Origin of the sequence: Teichococcus globiformis (genome assembly GCF_042646265.1) — a bacterium.
Taxonomy (GTDB): Bacteria; Pseudomonadota; Alphaproteobacteria; order Acetobacterales; family Acetobacteraceae; genus Pseudoroseomonas; species Pseudoroseomonas globiformis.
Genome location: NZ_JBHRTN010000018.1, coordinates 358,227 through 374,963 on the forward strand (window position 1 = coordinate 358,227; position 16,737 = coordinate 374,963).

Below are 16,737 nucleotides of genomic sequence, written 5' to 3' on the forward strand. Positions count from 1 at the left end.
GGTTGCGGCCGCGGCGGCAGCGTCCGGCGAGGCACTGACACTTCCGTTATGGCGGGCCGCAGCGATCCCGTGTCACATTACACGACAACAACAATCCGACCGGGAGATGTCGTCCGAAATGGATCGCCGCAGCCTGCTTGCGGGGCTCGCCGCCCTGCCCGTCCTTGCCGCTCCCCGCATCCTGCACGCCCAGGGAGGCGCCGGCGGCAAATGGCCATCGCGCCCCATCACCGTGCTGGTGCCCTTTGTCGCGGGTGGGCCGAGCGACATTGTCGCCCGTGCCATCGCCAACCGGATGAGCCAGGTGATCGGGCAGCCGGTGGTGGCGGAGAACCGGGCTGGTGCCAATGGCGAGGTCGCTGGCCGTGCCTTGGCCCGGTCCGAGCCGGATGGCCACACCGTGATGGTAGGATCTATCGGGGTCTTCGCCATCAACACAGCGCTGCGACCGGATCTGGGCTATGATCCGGTGAAGGAATTCTCGCCTGTCACCCTGGCCGTCACCACGCCCAACGTACTGGTCGTCAACCCCGACCGGGTCAAAGCCAGCAACGTCGCCGAGCTGGTGCAGTGGCTGAAGGCGAACCAGGGCAAGGCATCCTATTCCACCAGCGGAGTCGGCTCCTCGGACCAGATGACGACGGAGCTGTTCAAGCAGCGCACCGGCACCGATGTTGCGCATGTGCCCTATCGTGGCGGCGCGGCGGCGGCGACCGACCTGATCGCCGGCAATGTGCAGATGTCGTTCCAGAACCTGCCTACCGTGTCGGGCCACATCGAATCGGGACGGCTACGCGCGCTGATGGTGACCGACAGCAAGCGCCACCGCACCCTGCCCAACGTGCCGACCGCCGCCGAAGCCGGGATGGAAGATTTCATTGTCACGTCCTGGCAGGCAGTGATGGCCCCGGCGGGGCTGCCACCGGCGGTGGCGAAGCAACTGCATGGCGCCGTCACCGAGGCTCTGCTGCATCCGGATGTGAAACCGCGCATGGAGCAGATCGGCTTCGACGTGGTGGCCAACACGCCGGAAGAGTTCGGCCGCTTCCAGCAGGCCGAGATCGGGCGCTGGCGCGAGGTGATCCAGCGCGCCGGCATCAAGCCGGAATAGGCGGTTCCAGCGGTCAGGTGCCTGGCTGGCCGAGGCCATGCACCTGCCAGGCACCGTCCTGCCATGCCAGTTCCAAGTGCACCGCCAGTGGGACGCCGGGCGACGGCCCGGCGGTCCCGGCTGGAAAGGCGATGCGCAGCGTGGCCCGCCCCCATCCGGTGAAGCCGATATTCTCCAACACCGCCGGGCGCAAAGCACCATCGCGAAGCAGGGGCGGGCTTCGCCGGAGTTCCAGCACCCGGCGCAGCGCCGACGCGTCCGTCTGGCCCTGGCGCAAGGCCGTGCCCATCAGAGCGCTATAGCTCGCACCAGGAGCCAGCATCACCGGGGTCGGGCGCCAGGATGGGCGCGGCAGCAGCGCATCACCCGGCCAGCGAAGTTGTGCCAGCAGCGCTTCGGGCTCAGGCCCGGCACCCAGCCGCACCATGGCCAGCAGCGGATCCGCATGGCCCGAAGCAGTCATGGCCGCGCCGATCACCAGCAGGACCAGAGCAGCACGTGGCAGCATGCGGCGGCGCGGCTTAGGCGGCTCCGGAACAGCAGGCAGTACCACCGGCTCATCATGCTCCGCCCAGATTTCATCCCAAGGATCAGCCTGACGGCTAAGCGACATACGCCGCCGCCCGCGGGGGAGCGCCCCGTCTCTGCAATCTCACAACCATGAGATTTCATCCCAACTTTCTCTTTTTCGAGATTATCGGGATAAAGCTTGCCGATGAGTTAAGGCGTGTGTCAGCCGATGGGACGCAGATGGATGCTTCAGCCGTAGCGTGAGAGCCGCTGCTCCAGCGCTGCCAGCGCATCCGCCAGCGCGGCATTCATGCCTTGTGCCAGTGCTTCGGCCGGCAGTTCGCCCTGCGGCGCCAGGGGCGCGCTACCTTGCAGGCTCCACTGGCGCACCAGCTGCGTTTGTCCGCCTTGCTGCCGCAGCAACACCGCCGAAAGCCCGGCCCGGGCCTGCCGCGTGCCCAGATCAGCCACAAGCGAAGTGAGTTCGCTTTCCAGCACAAGATCGGGAGCGATGCGGCTGCCGGTGGCGATCACCGCCGAAAAGCGACCTGATTCGGCCAACCAGCGGCGTAGCACTTCCTCCGCCGCCTCGGCTGGCGGGGCGGTCCATTCGGCGTAGAAGTCCAGCGCCTCGGTGCCATCAGGGCGCAGGCTGCGCAGGCCGCGGCTTTCCATGCCCGGCGCCGCGCGCATCAGCCGCACCAGCAACACACGTCGCGCCGGCCCCGTTGCCGCCTGGCCCTGCCGCTGCGGTGCCAGCGGAAAGCGCCGGGGCTCAACATAATCGTAGGAAGGCAGGACCGAACAGGCGGCCAGAGCCGGCATGGCAAGCAGCGCCAGGCGGCGGCGCATCGGGGGTTCCATCGTGTCGCGCATCCTATCGCGGCGGGGGTGGCGGCGCGCCGAACAGCACCTGTCCCGGCGCGCGGCGCAAGGTCTCGGTGGTGTCGCGCAGATTGGTCACGGTGGCGCGGAGGTCGCGCAGCAGCGGGCCCAGATCGGCATTCGTGTCCTGCGCGGTGACGCGGGCGGTGCGCGCCGTCTGCTCCAGCGCGGTGATCACGGCCGGCAGGCGCTGCATGGAACGGCGCAGCTCTTCCGAAGCGGCCGCTGCGTTGTTCAGCGCCGCCTTTGCTTCCGGCCCACCGACCAGCGCGTGCAGGTCCGAACTGACGCCGCGCAGCTCGGTGACAAGCCCGGGCAGGTCGGATTGCGACAGGATCAGCCGCAGATCGGCCAACGTGCCGGCGCCTTCCGACAAGGCGCGTGCGAAGTCGCCATTCTCCAGCTGCCCGCGAACCAACGCGACCACCTCGGTGATGCCGGTCAGCAGCTCCTCCAGTGGCACCTGCTGGATGCGGTTCAGCACCTGCTCCGCCGCGTTCTGCACCTGAGCCACCGTGGAAGGCACGGAGGGCACCACCGGATAGCTGGGGCTCCAGGGATACTCGCCTTCCGGGAAGCGTTGCGGATTGACGAAGTCGAGCTCGATATAGGCCAGGCCGGTGATGCCCTGGCTGGCGAGGCGGGCGCGGAGGCCACGCTGCACCGCCGCTTCGGCGGTGGCGGCGTCGGGCACGGTGGCACGCTGGGGATCGATCGCCAGCCGGACGAAAACAAGCTGGAACGCCTCCAGCGCGCTTTTCCGGTTGTCCGGCGGGTATTCCGCATTGACCAGACCGATTTCGCTGATCTGCCCGATCTGCACGCCCCGGTAGCGCACCGGGGCGCCGACCTCGAGACCGGTCACGCTTTCCGAAAGGTAGGTCTCGAAGGTCAGCGCGGATCGGCCGAAGCCGCCGCCGGTCAGAAACACCACGAAGCCAAGGGCCAGGGACAGCCCGGCCAGGATCAGCGCGCCAACGCGCAGGTAAAGGCTGCGATAGCTTGCCATGGATCAGGCCGCCTCCCGGCGGAAAAAGGCGCGCACGGTGGGGTGCGTCGCGTGATCGCGCAGTTCGCGGGGGTCGCCCTCGGCGATCATGCCCTGGGCCTGCTTGTCCAGCATGATGCAGCGGTCGCCAATGGCCAGAATGCTCTGCAGCTCATGCGTCACCACGATGAAGGTGGTGCCGAGGTCGCGAGCCAGGTCTTGGATCAGCTGGTCGAGCCCGGCCGATGTGATGGGATCGAGCCCGGCGGAAGGCTCGTCCAGGAACAGCAGCGGCGGGTCCAGCGCCATGGCGCGGGCGATGCCGGCGCGCTTGGCCATGCCGCCGGAGATCTCGGCCGGCAGCCGGTCGGCGGCCTCCGAAAGTCCGACCAGGCCGAGCTTCACCCGCGCCACCTCCTCGCGCGCCGCCGGGGGCAGGCTGGTATGCTCCTCCAGCGGCAGCATGATGTTCTCCAGCAGTGTCATCGAGCCGAACAGCGCGCCCGACTGCCACATCACGCCGAGCCTCGACAGCAGGTCGCGCCGCTGCCGCCCGCCAATGGCTGTCAGGTCCTCGCCCAGGATGCGGATCTCGCCCTGGGTAGGCGGGTACAGCCCGATCAGCAGCTTCAGCAGCGTCGACTTGCCGCAGCCCGAGCCGCCCAGGATCACGAAAACCTCACCCTGCCCGACTTCGAACGACACGTCGCGGAACAGCGTGTTGGTGCCGAAAGCCATGGCCAGGTCGCACACCTCGACCACCGGCCGCTCCACCGCGGTGCCGCGGATATCGGGGCAATCCTCGCGCCGCACCATCAGTAAGACAGCCGGAAGAAGAGCACGGCGAAGAGCCCGTCCAGAACCACGGTGGACACAATGCCGCCGACCACCGCCGCCGTTGCCGCGTCGCCCACGGCGCGCGGCCCCCGTCCTGCCAGAAGGCCGGCACGGCAGCCGATGGCGGCGATCACCAAGCCGAACACAGCGGCCTTGGCCAGCCCGCCGAACAGGCTGCCCAGCGTCAGCCACTGCACCAGCTGGCTGACCACCAGCGCAACGGGAAAGCCCAGGGTGTACATCACCGCCGTCATGCCGATCAGGCCGGACACGTTCATCAGCAGCGCCAGCACCGGCATCACCAGCATGGCCGCCAGCAGGCGCGGCAGCACCAGCATCGCCACCGGCTCGACGCCCATGATGCGCAGAGCGTCCACCTCCTCGTTCACCGTCATAGTGCCGAGCTCGGCGGCATAGGCCGAGCCCGTGCGGCCAGACAGGATCACGGCGGCGATCAGCGGCCCCAGTTCTCGGATCAGCGAGATGCCGACCAGAGGCGGGATGTAGATCTCGGCGCCGAACATGCGCATCGGGATGGACGATTGGAACGCCAGGATCACCCCGATCAGCGTGCCCAGAAGGATGGTCAGCGGAAAGGCACGCAGGCCGGACTCATCGATATGCCGCAGCAGGTCGCCGAAGCGCATGCGCCGGGGATGGCCAAGCACGGCGGCGGCCATGGTGGCGGCTTCACCCAGAAAAGCGGTGCCGGCGCGCAGACTGCGCACCCCTTCCACACCCCATTGACCGACGCGGCCCACCAGCGGTAGCGGCGGCGGGCCGGGCCTGGGGCGCGGCGCCGCGCGGGCATCCCGCACGCGCTGCATCACGGCCCCGACCGGGTCGCTCGCGCCTTCCACCGGGGCGTCGCCGGCGAGTCCGGCGGCGTTCAGCACCAGGGCAGCCCCGGTGGTGTCCAGGGTGGAAACAGCCGAAAGGTCGATGCGCCGGGCCCCTCGGGCCGCCTTCAGCGCGCCGTCCCAGATGCGCGGCACCTGCCGGGTGACCAGCGCGCCATGCAGCCGCAGCGTATCCTGTTCACGCGCGAAGCCGGCGGCCTCATCCTCGGTCACGTCGCTCAAGCCGCTCCCTCCCCTGCGCCGGAAGGGCAACGACGCCATCGCGCGACCCGTGTCAAGCCCTGCCCCCTTGCGCGCAAAAGGCGAGCGCGGCGGCTGCGGCCTGCAGCCCGCTGGCCCAGGCTCCACCCACCGTGGCGGCAAGCCTCGGATGGCAGGCCTCGCCGGCAAAGGCGAGGCGCCCTTCTGCCAGGGGCCGCCCCAGGATGCGGCGCGCCTCGGCCCGCCCGGGACGCGCGTGGGAATAGCTGCCGCGCGAGAACGGATCGTTGCCCCAGTCGCTGGCCAGGGCCGGCTCGCGCCTCAGTGCAGCGGCGGCCCGGGCACCGTAGGCGCACGAAAGCTCCGAGAAGGCATGGTCCAGCAGCGCCGCCGGCCCTTGCCGCGATAAGTCCCAGGCCGCCGTGCCACCCAGGAAGCCCATCATGTGGTCGCGGCCGAAGGGCCAGGCGACAAAGGTCATCGCGGCCTCGTCCTCGGCCTCTACACGGCGCTCGAGCCCACCGAAGGGCGGAAGGTCCAGCCGGTCCTCCCCGGCCGCGCGCAGCCCCACTTTGTTCAGGAGGCCAAGTGGCAGGTCGTGGATCGCCTGTTCCGTGTTACCAGGCAGCCCGGGGAGGAAGCGGATCGCACCCGCCGCCAGCACCGCTGTGGGCGCGGTGACGATGGCGGCACGCGCGGCGATCCGGCCGAAGCCGCCTTCCAGCAAAACACCGGGGCCGGACCAGTCGATCCGCTCGACGGCCATTCCATAGGTCACCGGCAAGGCACCGGCGAGCTTCGCCAGCAATCCGCCCACGCCTCCGCGCAGCAACAGGTTGGGCCCGCCAAGCTGGGTGTCGAGAAAATCGCGCAGGTCCATGGCGGAAAGCGGTGCCGCGCAGATCACCGGTCCTTCCCAGTGCGCCACGGTTGCGTCCCAGAACCCGCCGCGCGGGGCGTGGACTGCGGCACTGTCCCCCGGCGCCGCGCCATCGCGCGCCGCAGCCAGCACGGGGTGGAACCGGCCATAGGCGGCGTCGTACTCCGCCATTTCGTCCCTGGTTGCGGGGCGGCCATCCACCAGGCAGCCATGGCTGCGCACCGTGTCATGGTCAAATGCGCCTTCAGCGAGTTGGGTCAGCCCGTTCTCGCCCGCCTGATGGAGCCAGGTGGCGCCCAGGTCGAAGGGCGCGCCCAGTGTGCGAACATCCGTCCAGGCGCGCCCACCGGGACGGGTCCGTGCTTCCAGCACCTGCACCGTGACCCCGGCGGCCTGGATGGCGCGCGCGGCGGCGATGCCCGCGGCGCCAGCCCCGACCACAACGATGTCGGGCATGGCCATGGTTCAGTGGCGCATCCGCGCCCACGCATCCCGGCCACGCCCCACCTCCGCCGCGTCAGCGACGTCGTTCGGCACCACCCGCTTGCCCACGGGAAACAGCGAGGCGGCGGCCAGCTTCAGGTGTGCCCAGGCGAAAGGCAGGCCGATAATGGTGACGGCACATCCCGCAGCCGCCACCAGATGGGTGATGCACAGCCAGATGCCCGCCAGGACAAACCACAATGCGTTGGCGATGAAGCCGAGCGGGCCCGTGCCAAGGGAAGGCACGCCTGTCAGGTCCTGACGCGACACCAGGCGTTGGCCGAAAGGCAGAAAGGAATAGCCGGCCATCATCAGGCAGGCCCGCGCCCAGGGCAGGCCGATCACCGTGACGGCCATGATGGCGGCGGCCAGCAGCCACATCAGCGCGGGGATGAAGCCCAACCCGGGCACGTTCCACAGGATGTTCAGCAGCAGCGCCAAGGTGAGATGTCTCCTTATGACCGCCCACTGCCCAAAGCGGGCCTTCCGAGCGGAAACCGGGTGGTTTCGCGTTTCAAGTGACCATGCCCGGCAGGAGTTGCAACCCGTCCCCCGTGACAGTTCGGCCGATCCGCCGCATGCTGCAACTTTGTTGCAGCGGCGGGGGTTGCGGATGTCGGACGTGAAGGAACCAGGCCGGGCCGATGATGGCACGATGCGGCCGCATTCGTCCCACTGGGGTGCATTCCGCGCCGGATGGCGCAACGGCACGCTGGTGGTGGAGCCGCATCCTGCCGACCCTGACCCCTCTCCCATCCTGCAGAACTTCCCCCAGGCGCTGCGTCACCGCGCCCGCATCGCCACCCCCATGGTACGGCGCGGCTGGCTGGAGCGCGGGCCAGGCCCCGACCGGATGCGCGGGCGCGACGAGTTCGTGTCGGTCCCCTGGGACAAGGCGCTGGACCTGCTGGCAGGAGAGCTGGGGCGGGTGCGGGACGCGCACGGCCCCGCGGCGATCTTCGGCGGCTCCTATGGTTGGTCCAGCGCGGGCCGTTTCCACCACGCGCAGAGCCAGGTGCACCGGTTCCTGAATACGGTGCTGGGCGGCTATGTGCGCTCGGTCAATTCCTACAGCGCCGGTGCTTCCGCGGTGATCCTGCCGCATGTGATCGGGCCGATGGACCCGGTGGCCAAGCGCAACGTCACCTGGGAACAGATCGTTGAGCACACCGGCCTGTGCCTGTCCTTCGGCGGCATGGCGGTGAAGAACAGCGCCGTGGCCTCCGGCGGCGTGTCTAAGCATATCGAGCGCCCCTCGATGAAGGCGGCCGCCGAGCGAGGCTGCCGCTTCGTGCTGATTGGCCCGCTGAAGGACGATCTGCCGGAAGAGGCCCGCGCCGAGTGGTTGCAGATCCAGCCCGGCACCGACACGGCACTGATGCTCGGCATGGCGCACACGCTGGTGACGGAAAGGCTGCACGACACAGCCTTCCTCGCGCAGTTCTGCGTCGGCTATGAAAAATTCGAGCCCTATGTGCTCGGCCAGACCGACGGCCAGCCCAAGGACGCGGCCTGGGCATCCGCGGTCTGCGGCGTGCCGGCGAACATCATCGCGCAGCTTGCGCGGGATGCGGCAGGAACGCGCACCCTGATCTCCATGGCGCACTCGCTGCAGCGCTCGGAGCATGGCGAGCAGCCGGTGTGGATGGCGGTGGTGCTCGCCGCAATGCTGGGCCAGCACGGCCTGCCCGGCGGCGGCTTCAACTACGCGCTCGGCTCCATCGCGCATTACGGCAAGCGCAATGCCGCGGTGCCGATCGGCTCCCTGCCGCAGGGGCGCAACACGGTGCCCGATTTCATCCCCGTGGCGCGCATCTCCGACCTGCTGCTGAAGCCCGGGCAGCCTTTCGACTACAATGGGCAGGAACGGCGCTACGCCGACATCAAGCTGGTGTACTGGGCAGGCGGCAATCCGTTCCACCACCACCAGGATCTGGCCCGCCTGCGCCGCGCTTTCCAGGCGGTGGACACGCTGGTGGTGCACGAGACGGCGTGGACCGCCACCGCCCGCCACGCCGACATCGTGCTCCCCTGCACCATGACGCTGGAGCGCGAGGATATCGGCGGCTCCTCCCAGGATGACCTGCTGGTCGCCATGCACCGGCTGGCGGAGCCGTATGGCCTGGCGCGCGACGATTTCGCCATCTTCGCCGATCTCGCGGCGCGGCTTGGCAAGGAGGAAGCCTTCACCGAAGGTCGGGACGCGCAGGGCTGGTTGCGCCACCTCTACGAGAAGACCCGCGCCGCCATGGAAGCGCGCGGCGACAAGACCCTGAGCTTCGAGGAGTTCTGGGAAGCAGGCGAGCTGAAGCTGCCGATGGACGAGGATGATGGCGGCATCATCCGCGCCTTCCGCAACGACCCGGAGAATGAGCCGCTACCCACCCCTTCGGGAAAGATCGAGGTGTTTTCCGAGACCATCGACGGCTTCGGCTACGCCGATTGTCCCGGCCATCCGACCTTTATTCCCTATGGCGACGTGCCGAACGGGGAGAAGCCGCTCTGGCTTGTGGCCAATCAGCCCGCGACGCGGCTGCACAGCCAGCTTGATTTCGGCGGCACCAGCGAGAACTCCAAGCGGCGCGGCCGCGAGGTGATGCGCCTGCACCCGGCCGATGCTGCGGCACGCGGCATTGCGGAAGGCGACATCGTCCGGATGTTCAACGAGCGCGGCGCCTGCCTGGCCGCCGCCTCGCTGTCGGAGGCGCTGATGCCCGGCGTGGTGCAGCTGGCCACTGGCGCGTGGTACGACCCGGCCGATCCGGCGGAGGACAACCCGCTCTGCGTCCACGGAAACCCCAACGTGCTGACGCGGGATGTCGGCACGTCGCGGCTGGCGCAAGGCTGCACCGGTCAATTGACCACGCTGCAGGTGGAGAAGTTCACCGGCAACCTGCCGCCGATCCGCGCCTGGGACCCACCGGCAGGCTGACCAGGAAAATACCCCGAGGTTTATTTTTTCCCGATCATCTCCGCCCCAGGAACTTTGCGCGGCGGACCGGCGGCATTCCGTCATCCGCCCCACGGCTCGGGGCGGACGCGGCGCGGCATCGAGCGAAAAGGAATCCTTCCGGAAGGGCGCCAGCCTGCTCAGCCTGCTCAGCCTGCTGCTGATGAGCGCCTGCTCCGCCGGGCGCAGCCGCAGGCGGCGGCGCTTCGCTGCTCGGCCCGGATGGCACCAGCGTCAACGGTCAGCCGGTGCGGCTGAACGTCAATACCCCCTCGCCCTGACCAGCCTGCAACACGACCTTGCCAAGAGCCACAGCAGCGAGGGCCGAGCCAGCCGCTCGCCCGGGTCCCGGCTCGGCACGGTGGGGCCCGGCGGGGAAGGCCTGTCCGGCGTGGCCGCCTCGGAGGCCGGACCGGAGCAGCGAGATGGGATGGTGCTGGGCGCAACTGGCTGGAACGGAGGCCAGTCTGGATTTCCTTTGCGACCCGGCGGATCTTTCTCGGGCCGTCGGCACCGCAGCCAGGCTTGGACGCGCCCGGCTGGCGATCGCCCCCGGGCCGGGGCATTGTCAGGCCCGCTGGCTGAGGAGAGGCTGCCGCCGTGACCGAGACGCTGATCCTGATGTGCCACCCGGATTACGCGCGGTCCCGCGCCAACCTCGCCCTGGCGGGGGCGGCGCGCGATGTGCGGGGGGTGGAGGTCGTGCACCTCGATGCACTCTACCCGGAGGGCCGCATCGATGCGGCGGCGGAGGCGGCCCGGCTGATCGCCGCGCGCCGCATCGTGCTGCAGTTCCCGGTGCAGTGGTATTCCACGCCGCGCTGCTGAAGGCTTCGCAGGATGTCGTGCTGACGCGGATGTTCTACATCAACGCCGCGACCGAGGGCGCCCGTCTGGCCGGCCGCCCGCTTCTGGTGGCGGCGACGGCCGGCAACCGCCCTTCGGCCTATTCGCCTGAAGGGGGTCAACCTGTTCCCGCTGACCGAGTTGCTGCGCCCGCTGCAGGCCACTGCCAGCCGCTGCGCGCTGGCCTGGCAGGAGCCGTTCCTGCTGTTCGAATCCCGCCACGCCGAGGCGGCCACGTTGGAGGCCTCCGCGCGGCGCTATGCCGAGCGGCTGGCTGGCCTGCCGGGCTAGCCTCCGGCCTGGCGACGGCCTGTCGGTTATGCCTCAGCCCTCGTGCACGTCATGCACCTGTATGCCGCTGCCTTCCGGCGGCATGGCCAACCACTGGCCCCGGCGCAGCGTCTCGCGCGTATCCTCCAGCCCGCTGGCCCAGTGCTGCCGCATGGCGGTGGCGGAGAATTCGTAGTCCTTGGCCTGCCCCTCGAAGGCCTGCTGCTGGTAGATCATCTGCAGGATGACCACTTCCGGCAGCCGCTCCAGCCGCTGCTTCTCCGCCCGTTGCGTGGCATCGAGCTGCGCCTCTGGGATCTGCTCCAGCGCCCGCCTCAGCGCCATCTCCAGTCCGCGGATGCGGCGGTAGAAATCCGTCACGGCACGGGTACGGCTGCTGTAGCGGATATCCTTCTCACGCGACATCACGCCGGGCATGGAACGAGGCACCCGACCCCGGGCGCTGAACAGGTCCACCTGGAAGGCGAGGGTGTTGCGGCCTTCTAGGTTCTCCAGCAGGTGCTGCAGCGGCGTATTGGAAACCAGCCCGCCATCCCAGAAATACTCGGTGCCGATCCTCACCATGGGCAGGGCCGGCGGCAGCGCGCCGGAGGCCACGATGTGATCGAGGGTGATGCGCATGCGGGCACTGTCGAAAAAGGCAAAATTGCCCGTGGCCACGTTCACCGCCCCTACCGAGAAGCGGATGGTCCCGTCGTTCAACCGGTCGAAATCCACCAATTCCCGCAACGTTTCGCGCAGTGGCTCGCTATTGTAGAAGGCGGTGGCGGTTTTCGCGCCGGGCAGGGAGAACCATGGGCTGGGCTGGTTGGGAGTGAAAAAGCCTGGCTGGCCTTCCATCATTGTGGCCAGGGCCGAAGCTTCGTGCCGCCATTGCCGCACGAGGTCGCTGTCCGGCCAGGGATCCCAGCCCCGGTCGCGGGTGATGCGTTCCCAGAAGGCACGCAGCGCTGCAACCCGCTGTCCCGGGGGATTGCCGGCGATCAGTGCCCCGTTGATGGCACCGATCGACACGCCGGCGATCCAGTCGAGTCCGATCCCAGCCTCCACCAGCGCCTCATGCACGCCTGCCTGATATGCGCCGAGCGCGCCACCGCCTTGCAGAACCAGCGCAACCCGACGGCATCCTTCCGGACGCCAAGCCGCGCTGTCGGGCAGTCCTGAGTGCGGGGCCTGATGGTCCATACGGCATTCTCCTGCTCGGCAGGCCCGCTCTGTCTCCGCCTGCTGCGCCACGCCAACCCCTACCCCACACGGCCTCCGCGATCCAGGACGCCGGCACCATCCTCTTTTTTCTTGCATGGCCGCCGCGCGGAGCCGATTGATCCCCCGTGAGACACGAGAATGACGACGCTGCCGCCCGCCCGACCCCGAGCCGCCTTTCCATGAACCAGTCCGCCGGGGCGCGCAGCAACGGCCTGCGCTGGCATCTCCGCGAGGCCACAGCCGGCCTGCACGATCAAGCCGATGCGCTTGGCGGCGCTTACGACCTCCGTTCTCGCGCCGGGTATGCCGCGTTTCTTTCCGCACATGCCCGCGCGCTGCCCGGGCTGGAAGCCGCGGTGGCCGAGGCCCTGCCCCCCGGCGCCATGCCCGACTGGCCCCGGCGGCGGCGCGCGGCATCTCTGCTGACCGATCTGGCCCGGTTGGAACTTCCGGTGCCGCACGCCTTGCCGGTGGCGCCGTTGGGGTCGGCTGCCGCGGCCTGGGGCATGGCATACGTGCTGGAGGGGTCACGGCTGGGCAACGCCATGCTGTTGAAGGCGGTGCGGACCAGCCCAACCCTGGCGGAAGCTGGGGCGGATGCCTATCTGTCTCACCGGCCGGACAGCGAAGGCTGGCCCGGTTTCGTGGCACGGCTGGAACAGGCCCTGCCCGACCCGGCGTTCTGGCCGCAGGCCGGCCAGGGTGCCCGTGCTGCCTTTCACGTCTTTCTCGACGCACTGCGCTCAGGAAGGGCGCCCATTTCGGATCGAGCCGAGTACGCGACGCATGAATGATCAGTTCGGCCACGTGACCCTGCCTCCCGGCGTCGACCTGACCAATTGCGACCGCGAGCCGATCCATCTTCTGGGTGGCATCCAGCCCATCGGCTTCCTTTTGGCGGTGACATCCGACTGGGTGGTGCGGCGCGCCTCCGCCAATGTGGCCGAGCATCTTGGCCAGGGCGTGGACGACCTGCTGGGCGAGCCGCTGGACGAGTTGCTGCAGCACGAGGCGATGCATCAGATCGGCGGTCGGCTGCACCTGCTGCGAGGCCCCAACGCGGTGGAGCGGCTGTTCGGCGTGGTTCTGCGCGAAGGCGGCGTCGCCTACGATCTGGCGGTGCATCTTTCTGGCGACCTGATCGTGCTGGAAGGAGAACCATCCGACCTGGAGGACGCGCTGGAGGCCGGCACCACGGTGCGTGGCATGATCGCGCGGCTGCACCAGGCCGAGGGGTTCGAAGGCATCTGCCGCGAGGCGGTGCGGCAGATCCGCGGCCTCACCGGCTTCAATCGCGTGATGCTGTACCGCTTCGACCATGACGGCGCGGGCGAGGTGATCGCCGAATCAGCGGCCAGCTTCCTGCCCTCCTTCATGGGGCTGCACTTTCCCGCCTCCGACATCCCGCGCCAGGCGCGGCTGCTCTACGAGCGCAACTGCCTGCGGCTGATCGGCGACACCGAAGCGCAGCCCGTGCCGGTGCTGCCGTTGCTGGACGGCAGGAGCCAGCCGCTCGACTTGTCGCTGTCCGTGCTGCGATCCGTGTCGCCCATCCACATCGAGTATCTGCGCAACATGGGCGTGCGATCCTCCATGTCCGTGTCGGTGCTGCGCAAAGGCCGGCTGTGGGGCCTGATCGCCTGTCATCACAACGAGGCGCTGAACGTCCCCTTTGAGCGCCGCACGGCAGCGGAGCTGTTCGGCCAGATCTTCTCGCTGGTGCTGGAATCGCGCGAGCGAGAGGAGGAGCAGAAGCGCGACGCCGAAGCCAACCGGGTGCACCAGCGGCTGATGGCCTCGCTCGGCGCCATGCGGCCTGGCAGCCGCTCCCTCACCGAGTTCCTGGAGCTCTTGTCAGAGGTACTGCCCTGCGACGGCATCGGCCTTTGGAGCAAGGGCGGCACTTCGCTGCGCGGCCACGCTCCTACGGCCGAGGAATTTGCAGGCATTGTGCGCTTCCTGCACCGTGCGGCCTCGGGCACCGTCTACGCGACACACCGGCTCGGCGAGATGCATCCGCCGGCGGCCGACTTCGCCGACCGCGCGGCCGGCCTGCTGGCCATTCCGCTGTCACGCTCGCCACGCGACTACCTGGTGTTCTTCCGCCGCGCCGTGACCCATTCCGTCACCTGGGCGGGCGACCCGCACAAGCCGGTGACCTTTGGCCCCAACGGCGCCCGCCTGACCCCCCGCAAGAGCTTCGAGGCCTGGCACCAGACGGTGGAAGGGCAGAGCCGCCCCTGGACCGAGAGCGACATGCTGATGGCGGAGCGGCTGCGTGTGACGCTGCTGGAGGTGGTTCTGCAGCTCACGGACATGGCCGAGCGCGAGCGGCGCGTGGCGCAGGAGCGGCAGGAGATCCTGATCGCCGAGCTGAACCACCGCGTGCGCAACATCCTCGGCCTGATCCGCGGCCTGGTGACGCAGAGCCGCAGCCATGCCCGCACGGTGGACGAGTTCGCGGAGATGGTGGGCGGGCGCATCCAGGCGCTGGCCCGGGCGCACGACCAGATCAACACCGATCGCTGGCAGGCGGCGCCGCTGCACGAACTGGTCTCGGCCGAGGCCGAGGCCTACCTCAACGACAAGCAGGACCGGATCCTGCTTTCCGGACCCCCGGTTCTGCTGGAACCGAGCGCCTACACCACCATGGCCCTGGTGATGCACGAGCTGGTGACCAATGCCGCCAAGTACGGCGCGCTGTGCGATCGGGCCGGGCAAGTGCGGCTGCGCTGGGACTTCACCGCCGCCGAGGATCTGGAACTGTTCTGGACCGAGGAAGGCGGGCCGCCGGTGAAGCCGCCCCAGCGGCAGGGCTTCGGCACCACCATCGTCGAGCGTGCTCTGCCGCACGACCTGAAGGGCGAGGCGGAGCTGCGTTATGCCATCACCGGCGTGGAGGCGCGCTTCGTGATCCCGGCGTCACATGTGCGGCGCGGCACCGGCCAGGTGCCCGCATCGGCGGCCGCGCTGGTGGCCGCCGCACCGCTCCCCGTGGCCGAGTTCTCGCTGGCCGGCCGGGTGATGCTGGTGGAAGACAACCTGCTGATCGCCATGGATGCCGAGGACCAGCTCCGCCGCATGGGCGCCGAGGCGGTGGATGTCGCCAGCTCGGTGCAGGCAGCGCTGCGGCTGCTGGAGCACGCACCGCCGCAGATCGCGCTGCTGGACGTGAATCTGGGGCGGGAAAACAGCTTCCCCGTGGCCGACGCCCTGCTGGCGAAAGGTGTGCCCTTCGTGTTCGCCACCGGCTACGGCGAAACCAACGCCTTTCCCGAGCGCTTCCGAACGGCGGCGGTGATCAGCAAGCCCTACACCGCGGCCGAAATGCGGCGTGCCCTGCAGGCCAGGCTGGGGGGCTGATCCCCCCTCTTGCCCTCAGCGCCTGAGCGGGCAGCTCAAAGTGCCCGCCAACCGATGTCGCGGCGGCAGAACCCTTCGGGCCAGCGCACCGCATCGACGGCCCGGTAGGCCGCATCCCGCGCCGCCTGCAGCGTGGCGCCACTGCCGGCGATGCCGAGGACCCGCCCGCCCGTCGCAACCAGGGAGCCGTCCTCCGACCGGTTCGTGCCGGCATGGAAGACCTGCGCGCCGGGCACCTGGGCCGCATCCTCCAACCCCTCGATGAGGCTGCCCTTGCCGTAGGCGCCGGGATAGCCCTGCGCCGCCATCACCACCACCATCGCCGCTTCCTTCGACCAGCGCAGGGTGAAGCGATCCAGCTCGCCATCGCAGGCGGCCAGCAGCGCGGCCAGCAGGTCGGATTGCAGGCGCATCATCAGCACCTGGCATTCCGGGTCGCCAAAGCGGACATTGAACTCGATCAGCCGCGGCCCCGTTTCCGTCAGCATCAGCCCGGCAAACAGCACGCCGCGGAACGGTGTGCCGCGGCGCGCCATCTCGTTCAGCGTCGGCTGGACGATGCGGGCCATGACCTCGGCCTCCAGCTCCGGCGTGAAGGCAGGCGGCGGCGAATAGGCGCCCATGCCGCCGGTGTTGGGGCCGGTGTCGCCCTCCCCCACCCGCTTGTGGTCCTGTGCGGCCGCCATGGGCAGGGCCGTGCGCCCGTCGCACAGGGCGAAGAAGGAGACTTCCTGCCCCAAAAGGCGTTCCTCGATCAGCACGGTGCCGCCGGCCGCACCATGAACACGGTCCTCCATGATCTCGGTGATGGCGGCCTCGGCCTGCTCCAGCGTCTCGGCCACCACCACGCCCTTGCCGGCGGCGAGCCCATCCGCCTTGACCACGATCGGTGCGCCCTTATCCCGCAGATAGGCCCGCGCGGCGGCAGGGTCGGTGAACTGCGCCCATTCGGCGCCGGGAACCCCGGCTGCGGTGGCGACTTCCCGGGTGAAGGCCTTGCTGCCTTCCAGCTTCGCCGCCGCCGCGCTGGGGCCGAAGCAGCGCAGACCGGCGGCCTCACAGGCATCGGCCAGGCCAAGCGTCAGCGGCGCCTCTGGCCCCGCCACCACCAGATCCACCGCATGCTCCCGGGCAAAGGAAACCAGCGCCGGAACTTCCTCGGCGCCGATGGCCACGCATTCCGCGATTTCGGCGATGCCGGCATTGCCGGGCGCGCACCAAAGCTTCGTCAGCAGGCCGGAACCGGACAGAGCCCAGGCGAGGGCATGTTCGCGGCCGCCGCCGCCCACCAGAAGCACCTTCATGACCCGCTCGCCCTTTTGCCTG

At 69.3% G+C, this 16,737-nt stretch carries 15 protein-coding genes; 6 read left to right on the plus strand and 9 right to left on the minus strand.

Annotation, left to right across the window (positions count from 1 at the left end):
- Positions 1-118 precede the first annotated feature (118 nt).
- Entirely contained in the window at positions 119-1,111 is a 993-nt protein-coding gene (locus ACFOD4_RS15955) for a Bug family tripartite tricarboxylate transporter substrate binding protein (RefSeq protein ID WP_379597963.1), read from the plus strand.
- Between the two features lie 13 nt (positions 1,112-1,124).
- On the opposite strand, the gene ACFOD4_RS15960 is transcribed toward ACFOD4_RS15955, so the two are convergent.
- The 7 genes from ACFOD4_RS15960 to ACFOD4_RS15990 form a co-directional block, all read right to left on the minus strand.
- Positions 1,125-1,724, minus strand: a complete 600-nt coding sequence (locus ACFOD4_RS15960; protein ID WP_379597965.1) for a hypothetical protein — start codon at positions 1,722-1,724, stop codon at positions 1,125-1,127.
- A 146-nt stretch (positions 1,725-1,870) separates the two neighbouring features.
- Positions 1,871-2,485 (minus strand): hypothetical protein, encoded by a 615-nt coding sequence (locus tag ACFOD4_RS15965; protein ID WP_379597967.1) that lies wholly within the window; start codon positions 2,483-2,485, stop codon positions 1,871-1,873.
- A 13-nt stretch (positions 2,486-2,498) separates the two neighbouring features.
- The gene (locus ACFOD4_RS15970; RefSeq protein ID WP_379597969.1) at positions 2,499-3,515 is read right to left on the minus strand and encodes an MlaD family protein; all 1,017 of its coding nucleotides are present in this window, start codon (positions 3,513-3,515) and stop codon (positions 2,499-2,501) included.
- Positions 3,516-3,518: 3 nt separating this feature from the next.
- The gene (locus ACFOD4_RS15975; protein WP_379597971.1) at positions 3,519-4,310 is read right to left on the minus strand and encodes an ABC transporter ATP-binding protein; all 792 of its coding nucleotides are present in this window, start codon (positions 4,308-4,310) and stop codon (positions 3,519-3,521) included.
- Positions 4,310-5,404 carry an ABC transporter permease gene (locus ACFOD4_RS15980; protein WP_379598881.1) on the minus strand — a complete coding sequence of 365 codons (1,095 nt, stop codon included), beginning with the start codon at positions 5,402-5,404 and terminating at the stop codon, positions 4,310-4,312. The genes ACFOD4_RS15975 and ACFOD4_RS15980 overlap by 1 nt, the downstream gene beginning before the upstream one ends.
- A 61-nt stretch (positions 5,405-5,465) precedes the next feature.
- Positions 5,466-6,728: a flavin monoamine oxidase family protein gene (locus tag ACFOD4_RS15985; RefSeq protein ID WP_379597973.1), complete on the minus strand. Its 1,263-nt coding sequence runs from the start codon at positions 6,726-6,728 to the stop codon at positions 5,466-5,468.
- Between the two features lie 9 nt (positions 6,729-6,737).
- The gene (locus tag ACFOD4_RS15990) at positions 6,738-7,196 is read right to left on the minus strand and encodes a YccF domain-containing protein (protein ID WP_379597975.1); all 459 of its coding nucleotides are present in this window, start codon (positions 7,194-7,196) and stop codon (positions 6,738-6,740) included.
- 172 nt (positions 7,197-7,368) lie between these two features.
- Between ACFOD4_RS15990 and ACFOD4_RS15995 the strand changes: the two genes are divergently transcribed.
- The 3 genes from ACFOD4_RS15995 to ACFOD4_RS16005 all read left to right on the plus strand — a co-directional run bounded on the left by ACFOD4_RS15995 (position 7,369) and on the right by ACFOD4_RS16005 (position 10,842).
- Positions 7,369-9,687, plus strand: a complete 2,319-nt coding sequence (locus tag ACFOD4_RS15995; protein ID WP_379597976.1) for a molybdopterin guanine dinucleotide-containing S/N-oxide reductase — start codon at positions 7,369-7,371, stop codon at positions 9,685-9,687.
- Between the two features lie 618 nt (positions 9,688-10,305).
- Positions 10,306-10,533, plus strand: a complete 228-nt coding sequence (locus tag ACFOD4_RS16000) for an NAD(P)H-dependent oxidoreductase (protein WP_379597977.1) — start codon at positions 10,306-10,308, stop codon at positions 10,531-10,533.
- Positions 10,534-10,692: 159 nt separating this feature from the next.
- Positions 10,693-10,842, plus strand: a complete 150-nt coding sequence (locus ACFOD4_RS16005; protein WP_379597979.1) for an NADPH-dependent FMN reductase family protein — start codon at positions 10,693-10,695, stop codon at positions 10,840-10,842.
- Between the two features lie 33 nt (positions 10,843-10,875).
- Here the strand turns inward: ACFOD4_RS16005 and ACFOD4_RS16010 are convergent, their stop codons facing one another.
- On the minus strand, positions 10,876-12,027 hold the full coding sequence (locus ACFOD4_RS16010) for a patatin-like phospholipase family protein (protein WP_379597980.1): 1,152 nt from the start codon (positions 12,025-12,027) through the stop codon (positions 10,876-10,878).
- Between the two features lie 146 nt (positions 12,028-12,173).
- Between ACFOD4_RS16010 and ACFOD4_RS16015 the strand changes: the two genes are divergently transcribed.
- Both ACFOD4_RS16015 and ACFOD4_RS16020 read left to right on the plus strand, forming a co-directional pair.
- Positions 12,174-12,842: a biliverdin-producing heme oxygenase gene (locus tag ACFOD4_RS16015; protein ID WP_379597982.1), complete on the plus strand. Its 669-nt coding sequence runs from the start codon at positions 12,174-12,176 to the stop codon at positions 12,840-12,842.
- Positions 12,835-15,411 (plus strand): HWE histidine kinase domain-containing protein, encoded by a 2,577-nt coding sequence (locus tag ACFOD4_RS16020; RefSeq protein ID WP_379597984.1) that lies wholly within the window; start codon positions 12,835-12,837, stop codon positions 15,409-15,411. The genes ACFOD4_RS16015 and ACFOD4_RS16020 overlap by 8 nt, the downstream gene beginning before the upstream one ends.
- Positions 15,412-15,446: 35 nt before the next feature.
- Here ACFOD4_RS16020 and purD read toward each other — a convergent pair whose 3' ends face one another.
- Positions 15,447-16,715 (minus strand): phosphoribosylamine--glycine ligase, encoded by a 1,269-nt coding sequence (purD, locus tag ACFOD4_RS16025; protein WP_379597986.1) that lies wholly within the window; start codon positions 16,713-16,715, stop codon positions 15,447-15,449.
- Positions 16,716-16,737: the final 22 nt, after the last annotated feature.